This is a genomic window from Vibrio sp. B172a, assembly GCF_030248355.1.
Lineage (GTDB): Bacteria > Pseudomonadota > Gammaproteobacteria > Enterobacterales > Vibrionaceae > Vibrio > Vibrio owensii.
In genome coordinates this window covers 11537-28668 of record NZ_JAHGAC010000005.1, presented here as the reverse complement: position 1 = coordinate 28668, position 17132 = coordinate 11537, and the positions used below count along the sequence as shown (strand labels likewise).

At 45.0% G+C, this 17132-nt stretch carries 16 protein-coding genes and 1 pseudogene; 10 read left to right on the top strand and 7 right to left on the bottom strand.

Annotated features, from left to right (window positions below):
* Positions 1-34 precede the first annotated feature (34 nt).
* The 6 genes and pseudogenes from cytR to rraA all read left to right on the top strand — a co-directional run.
* A pseudogene (gene cytR, locus KIT90_RS06480) lies at positions 35-1045 on the top strand (DNA-binding transcriptional regulator CytR); the annotation flags it as partial.
* Between the two features lie 151 nt (positions 1046-1196).
* Entirely contained in the window at positions 1197-1745 is a 549-nt protein-coding gene (locus tag KIT90_RS06475; protein WP_285375918.1) for an SPOR domain-containing protein, read from the top strand.
* 290 nt (positions 1746-2035) lie between these two features.
* On the top strand, positions 2036-2587 hold the full coding sequence (hslV, locus tag KIT90_RS06470; protein WP_005435051.1) for an ATP-dependent protease subunit HslV: 552 nt from the start codon (positions 2036-2038) through the stop codon (positions 2585-2587).
* Positions 2588-2616: 29 nt separating this feature from the next.
* Positions 2617-3948, top strand: a complete 1332-nt coding sequence (gene hslU / locus KIT90_RS06465) for an HslU--HslV peptidase ATPase subunit (protein ID WP_020196516.1) — start codon at positions 2617-2619, stop codon at positions 3946-3948.
* A gap of 304 nt (positions 3949-4252) precedes the next feature.
* On the top strand, positions 4253-5170 hold the full coding sequence (locus tag KIT90_RS06460; protein ID WP_005435047.1) for a 1,4-dihydroxy-2-naphthoate polyprenyltransferase: 918 nt from the start codon (positions 4253-4255) through the stop codon (positions 5168-5170).
* 75 nt (positions 5171-5245) lie between these two features.
* On the top strand, positions 5246-5773 hold the full coding sequence (gene rraA, locus KIT90_RS06455) for a ribonuclease E activity regulator RraA (protein WP_285375916.1): 528 nt from the start codon (positions 5246-5248) through the stop codon (positions 5771-5773).
* A 103-nt stretch (positions 5774-5876) separates the two neighbouring features.
* Here rraA and zapB read toward each other — a convergent pair whose 3' ends face one another.
* A complete protein-coding gene (gene zapB / locus KIT90_RS06450) occupies positions 5877-6119 on the bottom strand; it encodes a cell division protein ZapB (protein WP_005435037.1) in 243 nt (80 codons plus the stop codon).
* Positions 6120-6465: 346 nt separating this feature from the next.
* Between zapB and glpX the strand changes: the two genes are divergently transcribed.
* The 3 genes from glpX (at position 6466) to KIT90_RS06435 (ending at position 8717) form a co-directional block, all read left to right on the top strand.
* A complete protein-coding gene (gene glpX / locus KIT90_RS06445; RefSeq protein ID WP_285375914.1) occupies positions 6466-7473 on the top strand; it encodes a class II fructose-bisphosphatase in 1008 nt (335 codons plus the stop codon).
* 146 nt (positions 7474-7619) lie between these two features.
* Positions 7620-8234 carry a metalloregulator ArsR/SmtB family transcription factor gene (locus KIT90_RS06440; RefSeq protein WP_104035042.1) on the top strand — a complete coding sequence of 205 codons (615 nt, stop codon included), beginning with the start codon at positions 7620-7622 and terminating at the stop codon, positions 8232-8234.
* A gap of 120 nt (positions 8235-8354) precedes the next feature.
* Positions 8355-8717, top strand: a complete 363-nt coding sequence (locus KIT90_RS06435; RefSeq protein WP_285375910.1) for a DUF3135 domain-containing protein — start codon at positions 8355-8357, stop codon at positions 8715-8717.
* Here KIT90_RS06435 and KIT90_RS06430 read toward each other — a convergent pair.
* The 3 genes from KIT90_RS06430 to KIT90_RS06420 all read right to left on the bottom strand — a co-directional run bounded on the left by KIT90_RS06430 (position 8714) and on the right by KIT90_RS06420 (position 10064).
* Positions 8714-8977 carry a GIY-YIG nuclease family protein gene (locus tag KIT90_RS06430; protein WP_373417668.1) on the bottom strand — a complete coding sequence of 88 codons (264 nt, stop codon included), beginning with the start codon at positions 8975-8977 and terminating at the stop codon, positions 8714-8716. The genes KIT90_RS06435 and KIT90_RS06430 overlap by 4 nt on opposite strands.
* Before the next feature lie 253 nt (positions 8978-9230).
* Positions 9231-9653 carry a DUF805 domain-containing protein gene (locus KIT90_RS06425; protein WP_005442827.1) on the bottom strand — a complete coding sequence of 141 codons (423 nt, stop codon included), beginning with the start codon at positions 9651-9653 and terminating at the stop codon, positions 9231-9233.
* A gap of 63 nt (positions 9654-9716) precedes the next feature.
* Positions 9717-10064 (bottom strand): 5-carboxymethyl-2-hydroxymuconate Delta-isomerase, encoded by a 348-nt coding sequence (locus tag KIT90_RS06420; RefSeq protein WP_005428160.1) that lies wholly within the window; start codon positions 10062-10064, stop codon positions 9717-9719.
* A gap of 271 nt (positions 10065-10335) precedes the next feature.
* On the opposite strand from KIT90_RS06420, the gene tpiA reads away from it, so the two are divergent.
* On the top strand, positions 10336-11106 hold the full coding sequence (gene tpiA, locus KIT90_RS06415) for a triose-phosphate isomerase (protein WP_005428123.1): 771 nt from the start codon (positions 10336-10338) through the stop codon (positions 11104-11106).
* Positions 11107-11323: 217 nt separating this feature from the next.
* On the opposite strand, the gene KIT90_RS06410 is transcribed toward tpiA, so the two are convergent.
* The 3 genes from KIT90_RS06410 to KIT90_RS06400 form a co-directional block, all read right to left on the bottom strand.
* On the bottom strand, positions 11324-12490 hold the full coding sequence (locus tag KIT90_RS06410; RefSeq protein WP_285375908.1) for a nucleotide sugar dehydrogenase: 1167 nt from the start codon (positions 12488-12490) through the stop codon (positions 11324-11326).
* Positions 12491-12715: 225 nt separating this feature from the next.
* The gene (locus tag KIT90_RS06405) at positions 12716-14815 is read right to left on the bottom strand and encodes a YjbH domain-containing protein (protein ID WP_285375907.1); all 2100 of its coding nucleotides are present in this window, start codon (positions 14813-14815) and stop codon (positions 12716-12718) included.
* 166 nt (positions 14816-14981) lie between these two features.
* Positions 14982-16970, bottom strand: a complete 1989-nt coding sequence (locus KIT90_RS06400; protein ID WP_285375905.1) for a nucleoside-diphosphate sugar epimerase/dehydratase — start codon at positions 16968-16970, stop codon at positions 14982-14984.
* Positions 16971-17132 lie beyond the last annotated feature (162 nt).

The following is a 17132-nucleotide window of genomic DNA, read 5'->3' as shown; positions in this document are numbered from 1 at the left end:
ACGTCATCTTGGCAATTATTTTAAGAGGGTAAAAACTATGGCGACAATGAAGGATGTTGCCCAGCTTGCAGGGGTATCTACTGCTACGGTATCGCGAGCATTGATGAATCCAGAAAAAGTCTCTTCATCGACAAGAAAGAGAGTGGAAGATGCCGTACTAGAAGCTGGTTATTCACCGAATTCATTAGCTCGTAACTTACGCAGAAATGAATCAAAAACCATTGTCACTATCGTCCCAGACATTTGCGACCCGTACTTCTCTGAGATTATTCGCGGCATTGAAGACGCAGCAATGGAACACGGTTACCTTGTTCTACTTGGTGATAGCGGTCAGCAGAAAAAGCGTGAAAGCTCATTTGTAAACTTAGTCTTCACCAAGCAAGCTGATGGCATGCTGCTTCTCGGAACCGACCTGCCTTTTGATGTCAGCAAGCCGGAACAGAAAAACCTACCACCTATGGTGATGGCGTGTGAGTTCGCACCAGAACTTGAATTGCCAACGGTGCACATCGATAACCTTACTTCTGCGTTCGAGGCTGTAAATTACCTGACTCAACTTGGCCATAAGCGTATTGCTCAAATCTCTGGTCCAGACACTGCGGTACTTTGTCAGTTCCGCCAACAGGGTTACCAGCAAGCACTCCGTCGCGCAGGCATTAATAAAGAAGAACAGTACAGCGTAATCGCAGACTTTTCTTTTGAAGGCGGCGTGCAAGCAGTCCGTAAACTTCTTGAGTTACCGGAACCGCCAACCGCACTCTTCTGTCACTGTGACACCATGGCGATCGGTGCTATTCAAGAAGCGAAACGTCTAGGTTTACGTATTCCTCAAGATTTATCGATCGTGGGCTTTGATGACATTCAGTTCGCACAATACTGCGATCCTCCGTTAACGACTATCTCCCAACCTCGTTATGAGATCGGTCGTCAAGCAATGTTGATGATGCTTGAACTATTGAAAGGCCATGACGTTCATTCCGGCTCTCGTTTGCTAGAGACTAAGTTAGTTGTTCGTGGCAGCGCAGCGCCACCGCCATTGCGTTAATCGGTAAATAAACATGAAAGCGATGCTTCTGGCGTCGCTTTTTTATGCCTACTTTCCTGTACGTAGCTAACAAGAATGTTCGAATAGGGTGTTTTCTCATTGCGTTCTGGATTAACATATTTGCCAGAATCCTTGATGACCTGAAGTAACCGTGGCAAATAGAGATTATGTAAGACGCGGACGCGGCGCTCCGAAAAAGTCTACAAAAAAACAACCTTCAAGAAAAAAACCTTGGCGTAGTGGTCTACTGGCAATCTTGCTCGTGGGCGGCTTTGGCTATGGACTGTATTTGTTAAGCTCAGATCCAGAACCTGAGCAAACTGTTGTGGTTGAAAAGCCCGTAACGAACACTACCAAACCAAAAGCGAAGAAAGACATCCCACCTCCACCAGAAGAAAAGTGGGAGTACGTGGAATCTTTACCGCAGCGTGAAGTGGAAGTCGTTGCGAAAGAAATTCAAGTATCCAAAGTACCTTACGTGATGCAGTGTGGCGCTTACAAAAAACAAAGCCAAGCCGAAGAGCGTAAGCTAGCTATCGCCTTCCAGGGCATGACGAGCCGAGTCATTAAGAAAGAAGGCAGCTCTTGGTATCGCGTTGTTCTTGGTCCATACAAGTTCAAACGAGATGCAGAAAAAGATCGCCACAAACTGCAACGCGCGAAGATCGAGCCATGTGCTATTTGGAAAGAGAATCTATAATTCTCACAGTTCGATGAAATACGGAGGCCAACCGAGCGATCGGTTGGTCTTTTCTTTTAGCTAAAGGGCAGGAAAGCGAGATTCCCTACTCGTTTATGCTTCACTCTAGGCAATGACACAGATAATACGTCAACACAACGCCTTATCTCCTCCAACGCCATTGCTCTCATTCTCGTTCAGAAAGACAAAACACTCTGTCTATCATCGAAAAACAACTTCCCCTTGAATCCACAATTCATTTGCCCCATATACTTAATTAAATCCAAAGAGAAATAATTAAGAGGTCGACTGTGACTACCATTGTATCTGTACGTCGAAACAATAAAGTCGTCATCGCGGGTGATGGCCAAGTGTCGCTAGGCAATACCGTAATGAAAGGCAACGCGCGCAAAGTTCGCCGCCTATACAACAACCAAGTGCTTGCAGGCTTCGCTGGCGGTACAGCAGATGCCTTCACCTTATTCGAGCGCTTCGAAAGCAAGCTGCAAATGCACCAAGGCCATTTAACAAAGGCAGCTGTAGAGCTAGCAAAAGATTGGCGTAGCGACCGCGCACTTCGCAAACTAGAAGCCCTACTGGCAGTAGCAGATGAAACCGCTTCATTGATCATCACGGGTAACGGTGATGTGGTACAGCCAGAAAACGATCTGATCGCGATTGGCTCTGGCGGTGCTTACGCGCAAGCTGCAGCAACAGCCCTATTAGAAAACACAGATCTAGACGCGCGTGAAATCGCGGAAAAAGCATTGAACATTGCTGGCGACATCTGTGTATTCACCAACCATCACCACACTGTAGAAGAACTAGAATCTACAGTAGAGCTCCCTAAGCCAACAGCTTAAGAGCAATCGTAACGAAGTAAGGAAAGAATATGTCTGAAATGACTCCTCGCGAAATCGTTCATGAACTGAACCGCCACATCATTGGTCAAGACAAAGCAAAACGTTCGGTTGCGATTGCACTACGTAACCGCTGGCGTCGCATGCAGCTTGAAGAAAGCTTGCGTGTTGAAGTAACGCCAAAGAACATTCTAATGATTGGTCCTACTGGTGTAGGTAAAACTGAGATCGCACGTCGTCTTGCTAAACTGGCAAATGCACCATTCATTAAAGTAGAAGCAACTAAGTTCACGGAAGTGGGTTACGTAGGTAAAGAAGTGGAAACCATCATCCGCGACCTTACCGATGTTGCAGTGAAGATGACCCACCAACAAGCGATGGAAAAAGTAAAATTCCGTGCAGAAGAGCAAGCGGAAGAGCGTATTCTTGATGCTCTACTTCCACCAGCTCGCGATGCTTGGGGTCAATCTGAGCAAAAAGAAGACACATCGAACACGCGTCAAATCTTCCGCAAGAAACTGCGTGAAGGCCAGCTAGATGACAAAGAAATCGACATCGACGTAGCTGCACCGCAAATGGGTGTAGAGATCATGGCGCCTCCTGGTATGGAAGAAATGACCAACCAGCTACAAGGCATGTTCCAAAACCTAGCTGGTGACACGAAGAAGAAACGCAAGCTGAAAATCAAAGACGCAATGAAAGCGTTGGCAGAAGAAGAAGCAGCGAAACTGGTCAACCAAGAAGAGCTGAAAGAGTCTGCAATCTTCAACGTAGAGAACAACGGCATCGTATTCATCGACGAAATCGACAAGATTTGTAAGCGCGGTGAAAGCTCTGGTCCTGATGTTTCTCGTGAAGGTGTTCAGCGTGACCTACTACCGCTAATCGAGGGTAGCACGGTATCAACGAAGCACGGTATGGTGAAAACTGACCATATCTTATTTGTGGCATCTGGCGCATTCCAAGTAGCGAAGCCTTCTGATCTGATCCCAGAACTGCAAGGTCGTCTACCAATCCGCGTAGAACTTGAAGCGCTAAGCAGCAACGATTTCAAACGCATCCTAACCGAGCCAAAAGCATCTCTGACAGAACAGTACATTGCACTGATGAAAACAGAGAGCGTAGATGTTGAGTTCACGGAAGACGGCATCACGCAAATCGCGGAAGCGGCATGGACAGTAAACGAAACCACTGAGAATATTGGTGCGCGTCGTCTACACACTGTGATGGAGCGTCTGATGGATGAGATTTCTTACGACGCGACTGAAAAAGCCGGTGAGAAGTTCGTCATCAACGCAGCTTACGTGAAAGACCGCCTAGGCGATACGATTGAAGATGAAGATCTAAGCCGCTTTATTCTTTAATAACGCTCTATAGATACCAAAAGCCCAGAACGATGCTTCTGGGCTTTTTCGTTCAGAATAACGGTGACTTTAACAAGTTCTAAATCAAAAGAGTTCGTCATCCTAGCGAGCTCAAGCGAGACTAAGGATCTAATAACAACGTGCGCCGTCCACTTCCCCAAAAGAGCCTTTTTAATGCCTCAAATATGGAAACTGTGTTCCTTCTCCGTAACCCTTTGACTCTTAATTGACTTGCTTTAGGTCAATAGCGTATTGAGCGCTTTGTGCTTATACTGGGCACATTGGTTACTAGCACGAAATATCCATGAAACAATCATTGCAGATCTGGCTTGAAGCCGCTCGCCCAAAAACATTACCCCTCGCACTGGTGTCTATTTTGACCGGTAGCGTACTCGCCTACTCTGCGGGACACTTCTCGCTGACGATTGCCATTATGGCGTTTGTCACGGCAACCCTACTGCAAATTTTGTCGAACCTTGCGAACGACTACGGCGATGCAGTGCAAGGCACGGATAACGACAACCGTTTAGGCCCTCAGCGCGCAATGCAGTCTGGCGCAGTCACAGCACAGCAAATGAAAGTCGCGATCATCTTCAACATCATTCTGACGGCAATTGCTGGCTTAACCCTGGTGTTTTACGCACTGAGTTCTTTTGAAAGCATCATTACCTTTATCGGCTTAGGCATACTTGCCATTATCGCGGCGATTGCTTACACCATGGGTAGCAAGCCATACGGTTACGTCGGCTTAGGCGACCTGTCCGTTTTCATCTTCTTTGGTTTACTTGGTGTGTCTGGTACCTACTTCCTGCACACCGGTCATGTGGATGCGACATTGTTCTTACCTGCATTGGGCTGTGGCTTGCTAGCGGTAGCAGTGCTGAACATCAACAACATGCGTGATATCGAGAACGACAGCGAATGTGGTAAGCGCACCATGGCTGTTCGACTTGGCCAACGCAAAGCAAAGCAATACCACTTCATTTTACTTGGTGGTGCCCTATTGGCTTTCGCGGCTTACCTGCTTATTCAAGACAAGCCAGTGTGGATTAGCCTGCCCTTCTTGATCAGCATTTACGTGGTGGCTCATCACGGTAAAGCGGTTTGGGATACCGAGAAGCCAGCGCAAATCGCACCTATGATGCCAGTTGTTGTGAAGTGCTCACTGGTCACTAACGTTTTATTTGCAACAATTGTGGTAGCTCAAACTCTGATGAGTTAAAAAAGGATTGTCATTGCATTGACTTAATGCCTAGATATACTCAAAGACAACAGTTTCTGTTTAGAAAGGTACGCTATGGAATACAATACCTCAGCACTCTGTGATATCTATCTTGATCAGGTAGATGTAGTTGAACCAATGTTCAGTAACTTTGGCGGTCGAGCGTCGTTTGCCGGGCAAGTGACGACAGTTAAGTGCTTTGAAGACAACGCACTGATCCGCGAAACGTTAGAACAAGATGGTATCGGACGAGTATTGTTGATTGATGGTGGCGGTTCCCTACGCAGAGCCTTAATCGATGCAGAAATCGCAACGCTTGCAGAAGAAAACGAATGGGAAGGAATTGTCGTTTACGGTTGCGTCCGTGAAGTGGACGAACTGGAAGACATGAATCTTGGCATTCAAGCACTCGCATCTATCCCTGTAGGGGCAGCAAGCCAAGGTATTGGTGAGATCGACGTCCCGGTTAACTTCGGCGGTGTTAGCTTCCTACCTGAAGATTACATCTATGCAGATAGCACTGGCATCATTCTCTCACCTGAGCCTCTCAATGTAGATTTAGAGCTCGATGAAGAAGACGAAGCTGAGGAAGGTTTAAACTAACCTCACTCCATGATTAGCGACTAACTCCACCGCTAAAAAATCATCGCCAAATACGCAAACACCCGCCGAAGCGGGTGTTTTTGATTCTGGATACTTAAGTGGATTATTCCACTTCGTCCATCTTGCCAAGTAGTGCACGAATGCGCTCTTGCCACTGAGCATGCTCTTGTTGAGCTTGCTGAGATTTTTGCTCAAGCTCTTCACGTTGAGAACGCATTTCGTTAGCTTCAGCTTCTAATTTCACTTTGTCTTCTTTCAGCTCTTCAACTTCCATCTGAAGAAGAGTGATTGTGTCAACTGCAGTTTGAATTTTCGCTTCTAGTTGTTCTAGTACTTCAAAAGACATCTTGGCCTACCTATTGTTATTCCGTGGGACGATGCGCGAGCGTTCGCTTGCACCTTACCTATGAGGTTCATTCTACTCAGCGTAGCGATGAGAAACACTTACTATATTCGATATTTTGCATCATTCGGTTAAAAAATCAGCGCAATCTCACTAAACGCTGACTTTTCTTATCCTCGAAGCATTTTTGAGCAATGTATTTTCCCATCACTACCCCATAAACTCACCCAAGTATTGATCAAATTCAACTTAGTTAAAGTAAAAGCTCAGCAAAAAGGCAAACGTTTAACTGACGATGTGTTAAAATCGCCGCGCAAATTATTCTTCCCTCTTGTTACTTGGAGACATCATGAAACGCGATTTAGCAATGGCATTTTCCCGTGTTACTGAAGGTGCCGCTTTGGCTGGTTACAAATGGCTTGGCCGTGGCGACAAAAACGCAGCGGACGGTGCTGCAGTTGAAGTGATGCGCACCCTACTGAACAAAACAGACATCAGTGGTGAAATCGTTATTGGTGAAGGTGAAATCGATGATGCACCAATGCTGTACATCGGTGAGCAAGTGGGTATTGGTGGCGACGAAGTCGATATCGCTGTAGACCCAATCGAAGGCACACGCATGACTGCAATGGGTCAATCTAACGCCCTAGCAGTATTGGCAGCGGGTGAGAAAGGCAGCTTCCTGAAAGCGCCAGACATGTACATGGAAAAACTGGTTGTTGGTCCAGGTGCAAAAGGCGTTATCGACCTAGGTAAGCCACTTAAAGAAAACCTAGAAAACGTAGCAAAAGCACTGAACAAGCCTCTTGATACGCTAGTCGTTATTACGCTTGCGAAGCCTCGTCACGATAAAGTGATCGCAGAGATGCAAGCAATGGGCGTTCGCGTATTCGCTGTGCCAGACGGTGATGTAGCTGCTTCAATCCTAACTTGTATGCCTGATAGCGAAGTAGACATGATGTACTGCATCGGCGGCGCACCAGAAGGCGTAGTATCAGCAGCGGTGATTCGCGCACTGGACGGTGACATGCATGGTCGTCTTCTTCCTCGTCACGAAGTAAAAGGTGATACGGAAGAAAACCGCATCTACGGCGCAGCTGAACTACAACGCTGTGAAGAGATGGGTGTAGAAGCGAATGTTGTATTGAAGATGGAAGACATGGCGCGCAGCGACAACGTAGTCTTCTCGGCAACGGGTATTACTAAAGGTGACCTACTAGAAGGCATCTCTCGCCAAGGCAATATCGCAACAACAGAAACCCTACTAATCCGTGGCCGTTGTCGTACTATTCGTCGCATCAAATCTACGCACTACCTAGAGCGTAAAGACCCTGAAGTGCGCGATATTATTCTTTAATCTCGACGTAGATTGATTCGCAAGGGTTGGCTAAGTGCCAACCCTTTTTGTTTGTGATTCAACAAATCCACACACAAACTAAGTCAACACTTTTCTTTACTAACCCTATCGCGCATAATATGTACTGACGTATAAATGGTGGGTATATGAAGACCGTAGATAGGATTTTGCAAATCGTTAAGCGTGATGGCTCGGTCACCGCGAAACAACTCTCTTCTGAACTGGGTATGACGACCATGGGTGCGCGTCAGCATCTGCAAGGTTTGGAAGATGACGGCGTCCTGTCAATTCATGATGTAAAAGTCAAAGTTGGTCGCCCTACTCGTCATTGGTCTCTGACACAAAAAGGTCATGAGCAATTTGCCGATCGCCACGGTGAACTGACCATTCAATTTATTGAGGCCGTAGAGCATATCTTCGGTAAAGATGGGCTGGAAAAAGTCACGTCTGAGCGCGAGAAACTCACCTTACAAAACTACCAACAACACCTTGAGCAGTGTGACTCTCTAGAGAGCAAACTAAAGACATTAGTTACTCTGCGTGAGCAAGAAGGCTACATGGCAGAACTGGAACAAGATGAGCATGGTTTTATTCTCATCGAAAACCACTGCCCTATCTGTAAAGCCGCGACTCGCTGCCCAAGTTTGTGCCAATCTGAGCTCAACGTCTTCCAGTCACTTCTCGGCAGTGACACCAAAATAGAGCGAGCTGAGCACATCATCAGTGGTCAACGTCGCTGCGTGTACCGCATTCAAGCCTAATATCTCGATTCTCTTCCACTTCACTATGAACATACGCTCTTATTAATGAGACGATGTTGTAATTCTTTCTATCTCCGTTTCTACATGGATTAAGCTTTTATTAACTAGGAGCAACATCCAATGGATTTGGAGATAGCCATGCCAAGCATCCACAAACCACAAGTTTTGCCCTCATTCGATGAAATGGTAAAAATGGCGGAACGCGATCCCGAAGCCTTTGAACAGTTTCGTCATGATATGGCAAAAGCGATGATAGAAGGTGCCTCAGAGCAAATGCAGCCAAGATTATGGGCGCAACAAAGCCACATAGATAGAGTCATCCACAACTGCAAAAACCCAAACCACACCAATGTCGCATTGATGAATGAGCTACAAAAACAGGTGGTGAAATTTAGAGAGGCATTGCAGGGAGAAACTACTTCAACTAACAAAGCCGATGTAGTGGAGTTGAGAGCGTTTAAAGATAGAGGTGATTTTTACTAAAACTCATTGGATAAATCGAGAAAGTCAGGATTCGTTTTTCTTATTAAATCTAACTTCCACTCTCGTTTCCATTGTTTCAGCTGCTGTTCTCGGTTTATGGCAGTTGCCATATCTTCGAACAACTCAAAATAAACAAGCTTGTGAACGTGATATTTCTTGGTAAAACCCTCAACGACTCCGTTTTTATGCTGCCATATTCTTTGGGCTAGTTGGCTGGTAACACCAATGTAGAGAACTGAGTTATTTTTTGAAGTTAGGATATAAACGCAAGGTACCTTGTCGATGGTTCATTCTCCTTAATGACTTGTTGCTGGTTTCCTATTGTGACCCACCGGCAAAGTAAGATTACTTCAAACTCGGAGCACTCGGTGAGTAGATTCTGAATCACGCTCGTCCCTCGCTGTTCAGAATGACGGTTAATTTAACTTACTATTAAATAAAAGAAATCCGTCATTCTAGCGAGCTTCAGCGAGACTAAGAATCTACGTCCAACGAGTTCGGAACCCAAGGACCTTACTTCGGCTCAGGGCCGTAGTTGTTTTGACCTGCCGTACCTTTCAAGAAACCACACTCAACCAGAATCCATAGGCCACATATCAGAGAAATAGAAGCAATCATCATTTGCGGTGTTGATGGGTCTTGTGCTGCTGGATTGGTCATCGGCGTTGCAACTCGACCAATGATCAACGGGATGTTTAACGCTAGCCAGTAAATCGACTTATTACGGTCATGCCAGCGCTTAGTGGTGATAGCTAAGTCTGGGATAAGAAGAATCAGTAAGAAGATAGGCAGAAGAATATAAGAAAAAGCAGGGAACAACTTACTGATGCCCGCACCGAAGCCCAAGATCATGATGTAGTAGATGATATTCCACATCCAGTAAGTTTTACGGCCTATACGACCTTGGAAAGAAAACAGTAATTCTTTAATCGACATCGAAACACTCAACATATTGAAAGTGCGACAACTCCTTGGCCGCACTAAGTAAATCTAGTGTGTCTAATTTACCACCTTCTGGAAGCAATCAATATCCATATCTCGAACATTCACGGTCAAACTGCGAACATGGCTCGCTTGCTCTTGCAGTACTACCATCAGTGCTCTTGATAATTCCCGCTTCTGTTCAGGGCTTCTTCCTGCGAGCAAATCAAAGTTGATATGAATAAAGTCCACACTATCGCCCTCTTCCCCGACCAGCCAATTGTGGCAACGAAGTGCACGAGACTTAACTGACGCCAGCTCAAACAAACCACTATCTAAAGTCACTTTATGTAAGTCTTCTAATAGGCCTTGAACATTCACACGCTCATCAACCGAGTTGGAATATTCTAAAACTAAGTTTGGCATTTTGATTCCTTTCTTATTACGGCTAACTTTTAACCCGTAGTAATACCAATCTAAGCGGCAATTTCCGAGGAATGGACTATCATTCTGTCTACGCGATCACCAATCGATTGTTTTTGACAAAAATAACAGAACAAATGCAGCACCGACCAGATGAAGAAAGCCGAATAAGACATGACGCCAATCATGATCTGTTCACATTATTCTGTTATATTCCTACGTAGATTTTTTACATTAATAGACTATTTACATTAAAGATAAGGGAGATATTCCTATGCGTCGTCCTGTAGTGATGGGTAACTGGAAACTAAACGGTAGCAAAGCAATGGTAACTGAGCTACTAACAGGTATTAACGCTGAGCTTGAAGGCGTTGAAGGTGTAGACGTAGCAGTAGCTCCACCAGCTCTTTACATCGATCTAGCAGAGCGCGTAATCGCTGAAGGCGGTAACAAAGTTATCCTAGGTGCACAAAACACTGACCTAAACAACAGCGGTGCTTTCACTGGCGACATGTCTCCAGAAATGCTGAAAGACTTCGGTGCTTCTCACATCATCATCGGTCACTCAGAGCGTCGTGAATACCACAACGAATCTGACGAGTTCATCGCGAAGAAATTCAACTTCCTAAAAGAAAACGGTCTAACTCCTGTTTTCTGTATCGGTGAATCTGAAGCTCAAAACGAAGCTGGCGAAACTGAAGCAGTATGTGCACGTCAAATCAACGCAGTTATCGACACTTACGGTGTTGAAGCTCTAAACGGCGCAATCATCGCTTACGAACCAATCTGGGCTATCGGTACTGGTAAAGCAGCAACAGCTGAAGATGCACAACGCATCCACGCTTCTATCCGCGCTCTAATCGCAGCGAAAGACGAAGCAGTTGCAGCACAAGTAATCATCCAATACGGCGGTTCTGTTAAGCCAGAAAACGCTGAAGCTTACTTCTCACAACCAGACATCGACGGTGCTCTAGTTGGCGGCGCTTCTCTAGACGCTAAGAGCTTCGTAGCTATTGCTAAAGCAGCGGCAGCAGCTAAAGCTTAATTTCGCTTTTTACTAAGCAGAAATAACAAAGGGATGCATCACGCATCCCTTTTTGTTTGCTTACGATCTAATGAGTTTTGTCATTCCGAGGAGCCTAGGCGACATCAGGAACCTGCTCACGACAAGCACCTAACTCCAACCAGAAAATCAAAAACATTCGTCAAGCACTCGATCAAAAAAGGCCCCTAAAAGGAGCCCATTTACGAATTTCTATTGCTTAATCGCTACCAAACAAGTCGCGAGTGTAAACCTTATCAACCACGTCAGCTAACTCTTCAACCATACGGTTAGAAACGATCACATCTGCCGTTTGCTTGAATTCGTTTAGGTCTTTCATCACGCGAGAATTAAAGAAGTCATCTTCTTTTAACACAGGCTCGTAAACCACAACTTCAACACCTTTCGCTTTGATGCGCTTCATGATGCCTTGGATAGAGGAAGCACGGAAGTTATCAGAACCCGCTTTCATGATAAGACGATAGATACCAACAACTTGTGGTTCACGCTTGAGGATGGATTCCGCTACGAAGTCTTTACGAGTGCGGTTCGCATCGACAATCGCGCCGATAATGTTGTTTGGCACTTCTTGGTAGTTAGCAAGTAATTGCTTAGTATCCTTAGGAAGACAGTAGCCACCGTAACCAAATGATGGGTTGTTATAATGATTACCGATACGAGGATCTAAGCCAACACCTTCAATGATCTGACGGGCATCCAAGCCATGAGCTTCTGCATAAGAATCCAGCTCATTAAAGTATGCAACACGCATGGCAAGGTAAGTGTTAGAAAACAGCTTAACCGCTTCCGCCTCTGTTGAATCAGTAAAGAGAACTTGAATATCTTCTTTTACTGCGCCTTCAACTAGCAAACCTGCAAACATTTCTGCGCGTTCACTACGCTCACCGACAATGATACGTGATGGATACAGGTTATCGTAAAGTGCTTTACCTTCACGCAGAAACTCAGGAGAAAAAATAACATTCTCACTACCTAGCTCTTCTTTGATGCGTGCCGTATAACCTACTGGCACGGTAGACTTAATTACCATAACTGCGTCAGGGTTAACTGCCACTACATCTTTGATCACAGCCTCGACAGAAGCTGTATTGAAGTAGTTAGTTTGAGGGTCATAATCTGTGGGAGTTGCAATTACAACATACTCTGCATCTTTATAGGCGAGCTCTTTGTCTAGAGTAGCCACAAAGTTGAGTTTTTTCGTTGCAAGAAAGCTCTCGATCTCAGCATCAACAATAGGAGATTGCTTATTGTTTAGCATCTCAACTTTCTCTTGGATGATGTCTATCGCAACGACTTCATGATTCTGAGCCAAAAGCATGGCGTTTGACAGGCCTACGTATCCTGTACCTGCAACTGCAATTTTCATTCTTTTATCCCATAAATAAAACTGTCGTAAGAATACCAAAACATCGCTTTCTACGGTAGAAATTGGTGCTATTAAGACTTTTTTTTACCGTGACGTTACTAAAAGTACGAAATAGCGACTTCTCAGCCGCTATTTATTATGCCATCGATACAGGTTTTTAGGGGGATGTATTAGTTAGATTGCCTTTCGTTCAACCTACGACCTGTTCGATCAAATGGTAGGCTACTAATCAATTTGAGTCGTTAAGTAACGTAAGTAAGCATTACGCATACGGATTTTGTTCTCTTCAAAGTAATCACTACCGTAACGACCACGGTTGAAGTATCGGCGCAGCATGCTGTTATCCATCACCAGTTCATCCCCTTGTCCTGTACTTAAGAAGTTTTGGTCATTACCAACTCGCGTCGAAACATTAAAGTCGTATGCTTCGTTCCCACGAACCTGAAGTAAGCCAGGAGACATATCACGCCAAGGTGTCAGAGGTAGTTTCACCGCAACAGTAACGAACTGCTCTTCATCGGTATCATTAAACTTCGTCACTTGGTAGCTCGCAGAAACTTCAATGTCCTCAAACCAATGTGAAGTCGTGAACTTAGCGCCTACATCCCCTTTCCAAAACTCACCCGCAGTCGCATTAAACTGCCAATCCCATTCAGGCATACTAAAGGTATAACGAGTTAAGAACGTTTGGCGATCCGGGTTCGCATAACCATTTTTGTCTTTCTCATCCATGTGCTGGAAATAACTCATCTCTAGCCCAAGAGCATGAGCACCAGATGGAGAGAACCAAGCAGATTCACTGCGAGCACCGACATAATCGGTTTTCACCAGACCTAACGACACTTGGTTAGCTACATCGACATATGGCAAGCGGAAGAATTGATGAACCATGGCACGGTCAATTTCGTTTTCGTAGGCGCTATCTTCAAAGTAACCGCCCTCTTCAAAGTCATCGCTTTCCGCTAATGGTAGGATATGGCGAATATCAACAGCAGCACCAGACCACAAGAAGGTATATAGGTTACTCGACATCGCAAACGAGTAATCATAAACACCAAACTCAGTCGCAACACCATGGCGTACCATTGGCGATAACACCAATTGTGAATCTAACGCTCCGCTGTTTACGCGCTCTGTTTTCCACTCCACCAACTCAAGCTTGTCGGATAGATTTTTGGTACTGAATTGAATGTCATCACATGCCGCAGAACCATTCACAAAACTCTGGTAACAAGTCGCATCCGTTTGCACACTCACGACTGGTTTTTGGTTCGCCAATAGCATTAACTCTACACGATCAGAGCTTAAGCCCATTTCTTGTGCGGAGCTTGTACCGAAGTGACTCGAAATGATCCCCATCGCCACACCCAAACCATCCATCTGGTTGTGATTGTAGCGGCGGTTCTCTAGAGCTACGACAACCGATTGGTTTAAGGTGCCGACTTGAATATTGACAAAACCTTCGTTGCGCAGTGCACTTACCAAAGCAGAGATTGACGCATTATCAGCTTTGCTTTGCTCTAGAGAGAGCTTTTCCATTAGTGACACATTGCTGCGAGCATACTCACGAGAACGGGTGTAATCGGTGATGAGCGGGATAGACAATGCGGCATTCCACATATTCTGTTCATCCGTCTCATGGCCAGAGTAAATTTGGTAGCTCAAGGAAGCCGTCATGTCGTATGGTAAAAGTTCTTCAGGCGTGAACACTTTCACTGATGAGTTAAACTCGACAGCATCGTATTCCCCAGTAAGCTGAACAAAATCAAATGGTTGGTATTCAACACCACCAAATGGCCCGTCCATAACGCCTAACGGGATATCAGATTGACCATAACCCGCAGAAATTCGCACAGGAACAGCATTAAATGTGTAATCAGCAACTGCATATTTGGTGCTGAAACGGTTTCCTGAGCCACCAAAATCTTGGACACCGAGTGCTAAATCAACATTATCTAAGCTCAAAAAATTGGGTAACTGATACTTAAAAGAGAATGAAAGGTCTCGAATATCGCCACAATCATCGAAACAATTTGACGTATAATCATCAGTGACAATCCGCCCCTGCGCTTCCAACCCTTCCAAAATACCAAAGGCAAATTTGAGAGAATCAAAATCTTGGATTTCGGTGTTATATGGCAACCCCTGAGCATACGTGAAAGAGAAGTCGCCATATTCCAAAGACTGTGCGTTGGGTGTCAACGTCAGTCCCGTAAAACTCTGATTAGAAGGGAGCGTTTTTAAACCTTCTGCTGCAATAGGCGCACTCATAAAGAGCGGTAGCGAGAGTGCTGCAATCCGTTTTTTAATTATTTTCTGTGCCATCAGTTTTGCCACTGTTAAAGTCATGAATACACAAAAAGGCACCGCTTTGGTGCCTTTTAACTTTTGTCATTTCGTTGCTGATGATGATTGAAATCTAACCGTTCCTTCACAAGCCGCCACCAGCAAATGATTAATTTATCTATTATTTATCAACACAACTAAAGCATCAAGTTTCAGCTGCATTACTTTGCTTTGGCTCAAAGTTAAACAAAGCCGCTGTTTGTGATGTTTGTTTCCAGACTAAATCTTCGATGCCGTCTACAGGGTTAAAGCCGGTCGGTGCTTCGAGCAACAAACGGCGAATCACTTCATGTTGGAAGTTGTGACAAGCCACATCCAATTTATCAATTAGTGTTTCGTATTCCTTCATTGGCAAGAAGTCTTCTTGCGCGGTCATGATTCGGCTGTGAGCGGTTTCAGAAACATTATCATCACCAATCAGCAACTCTTCATACAGCTTCTCGCCGGGTCTTAAGCCTGTGTACTTGATCTCAATATCCCCTTCTGGATTGGCTTCATCTTTGACTTCCAAGCCTGATAGGTGGATTAAGTTCTTCGCTAGGTCGACGATTTTTACTGGCGAGCCCATATCAAGAACAAAGACGTCGCCACCTCTGCCCATCGCCCCGGCTTGAATCACAAGCTGTGCGGCTTCTGGAATCGTCATAAAGTATCGAGTGATATCTTTGTGAGTCACCGTGATTGGTTCACGGTTAGCAATTTGTTTTTTGAAAACCGGTACAACCGAACCTGATGACCCCAAAACATTACCGAACCTCACCATACAAAAGCGGGTGCCTAGGTTTGGGTTGTTCTCTCGAATGCGGTTTTGTTGCTCAGCTAGCGCTTGTAAGCCTAACTCAGCCATTCGCTTGGTTGTGCCCATCACGTTAGTAGGACGAACCGCTTTATCAGTAGAGATTAAAACGAAATTTTTCACCCCTGCATCAATGGCAGCTAAAGCCGTATAGTAAGTACCAAATACGTTATTACGCACACCTTCTACGACATTGTATTCAACAAGCGGGACGTGCTTGTACGCGGCAGCATGGTAAACCGTGTCGACTTCAAACGCCTTCATGGTGGTTTCGAGGCGGTTTTGTCTTTGTACCGACCCAACCAAAGGGACAACCACAATGTTGAGTTTTCTGTCTTTAACGATTTGGCTCAGCTCAATATGTATCTGATATAGAGCAAATTCAGATAACTCAAACAAGACCAGTGCTTTCGGGGAGTAATTTAAAATTTGTCGACAAAGCTCTGAGCCAATTGAGCCACCAGCCCCTGTTACCATAACGGTTTGGTCTTTGATGTTTGATTCCATCAATACTTGCTGAGGTTGAACCGCGTCTCGACCTAACAAATCACCAATTGGGACTTCTTTTAGTTCATCGATTTTTGCTTTACCGGTTAAGATATCGCGCATATCTGGCACAGTCTGAATCTCAACAGGCAGTTTAGAAATGCTATCCAACACTTCTTTACGACGTTTATTTGAAGCGCTTGGGATCGCCAGTAGAATCTGTTTCACGTCATATTTTTTGATCGCTTTCGGTGCACTTTCTACCGTGTAAACAAAGTGTCCCATCAAGGTAGTGTTATAGAGTGTTTTGTCCTCATCAACAAAACCAATCACACGATGTGTCTCTGATTGGCGCAGCGCGAACGCCAATTCACGGCCTGCACTACCGGCACCATAAATCAGCACTGGTGTTCCCACTTTATGCACTGATTGGGCAACTAAACTTCTGACGATTAAGCGGCTGCTACCGACGCCAATAGCCAGAAAGGCTGCATAAATAAACGGGACAGAGCGAGGTAACTCAGCGTGGAAGGCAAAAGCAAACGTTGCCGCGCACATCGCAGAAAGAATGGTGCCTAGCCCAACAACCGCCAGCACATGAAAGCCTAAATAACGTAGTACCGCTCGATATAGACCTAAAGCCGCAAAAATCGTTAACGTAATCGCGATAGTACAATAAAGCACATACTGGCTTGCCGTATCTGGTAGGTGAGTAAACTCTCCAATTCTGGTCCAGTACGCCATTAAAAACGCACTGGAAATAATAAAAAAGTCTACTACCGCACTAATGACACGTTTTTTATAGCGTGGTAACGACCAAATGACGTTTAATTTGGAATTATGTTCAATCATGACGAAGAATAAGCCTCATTACCCCAGATTTATTAATAAGAGTTGGTGGTAATGTTTTTTGTTGAATTTATACAGCAGCTGAACAAACATTATACAACTCAGTGAGTATTAATAGAACACTCGGATGCATAATAATTAGCAACGCCGCGTTGAATTTGCAAC

What these genes read in the sequence shown, in the direction of transcription:
- hslU (WP_020196516.1), top strand. Translation starts at nt 2,617, where the DNA reads ATGTCTGAAATGACTCCTCGCGAAATCGTTCATGAACTGAACCGCCAC.
- KIT90_RS06460 (WP_005435047.1), top strand. Translation starts at nt 4,253, where the DNA reads ATGAAACAATCATTGCAGATCTGGCTTGAAGCCGCTCGCCCAAAAACA.
- rraA (WP_285375916.1), top strand. Translation starts at nt 5,246, where the DNA reads ATGGAATACAATACCTCAGCACTCTGTGATATCTATCTTGATCAGGTA.
- zapB (WP_005435037.1), bottom strand. Translation starts at nt 6,119, where the DNA reads ATGTCTTTTGAAGTACTAGAACAACTAGAAGCGAAAATTCAAACTGCA.
- glpX (WP_285375914.1), top strand. Translation starts at nt 6,466, where the DNA reads ATGAAACGCGATTTAGCAATGGCATTTTCCCGTGTTACTGAAGGTGCC.
- KIT90_RS06440 (WP_104035042.1), top strand. Translation starts at nt 7,620, where the DNA reads ATGAAGACCGTAGATAGGATTTTGCAAATCGTTAAGCGTGATGGCTCG.
- KIT90_RS06435 (WP_285375910.1), top strand. Translation starts at nt 8,355, where the DNA reads ATGGATTTGGAGATAGCCATGCCAAGCATCCACAAACCACAAGTTTTG.
- KIT90_RS06425 (WP_005442827.1), bottom strand. Translation starts at nt 9,653, where the DNA reads ATGTCGATTAAAGAATTACTGTTTTCTTTCCAAGGTCGTATAGGCCGT.
- KIT90_RS06420 (WP_005428160.1), bottom strand. Translation starts at nt 10,064, where the DNA reads ATGCCAAACTTAGTTTTAGAATATTCCAACTCGGTTGATGAGCGTGTG.
- tpiA (WP_005428123.1), top strand. Translation starts at nt 10,336, where the DNA reads ATGCGTCGTCCTGTAGTGATGGGTAACTGGAAACTAAACGGTAGCAAA.
- KIT90_RS06410 (WP_285375908.1), bottom strand. Translation starts at nt 12,490, where the DNA reads ATGAAAATTGCAGTTGCAGGTACAGGATACGTAGGCCTGTCAAACGCC.
- KIT90_RS06405 (WP_285375907.1), bottom strand. Translation starts at nt 14,815, where the DNA reads ATGGCACAGAAAATAATTAAAAAACGGATTGCAGCACTCTCGCTACCG.
- KIT90_RS06400 (WP_285375905.1), bottom strand. Translation starts at nt 16,970, where the DNA reads ATGATTGAACATAATTCCAAATTAAACGTCATTTGGTCGTTACCACGC.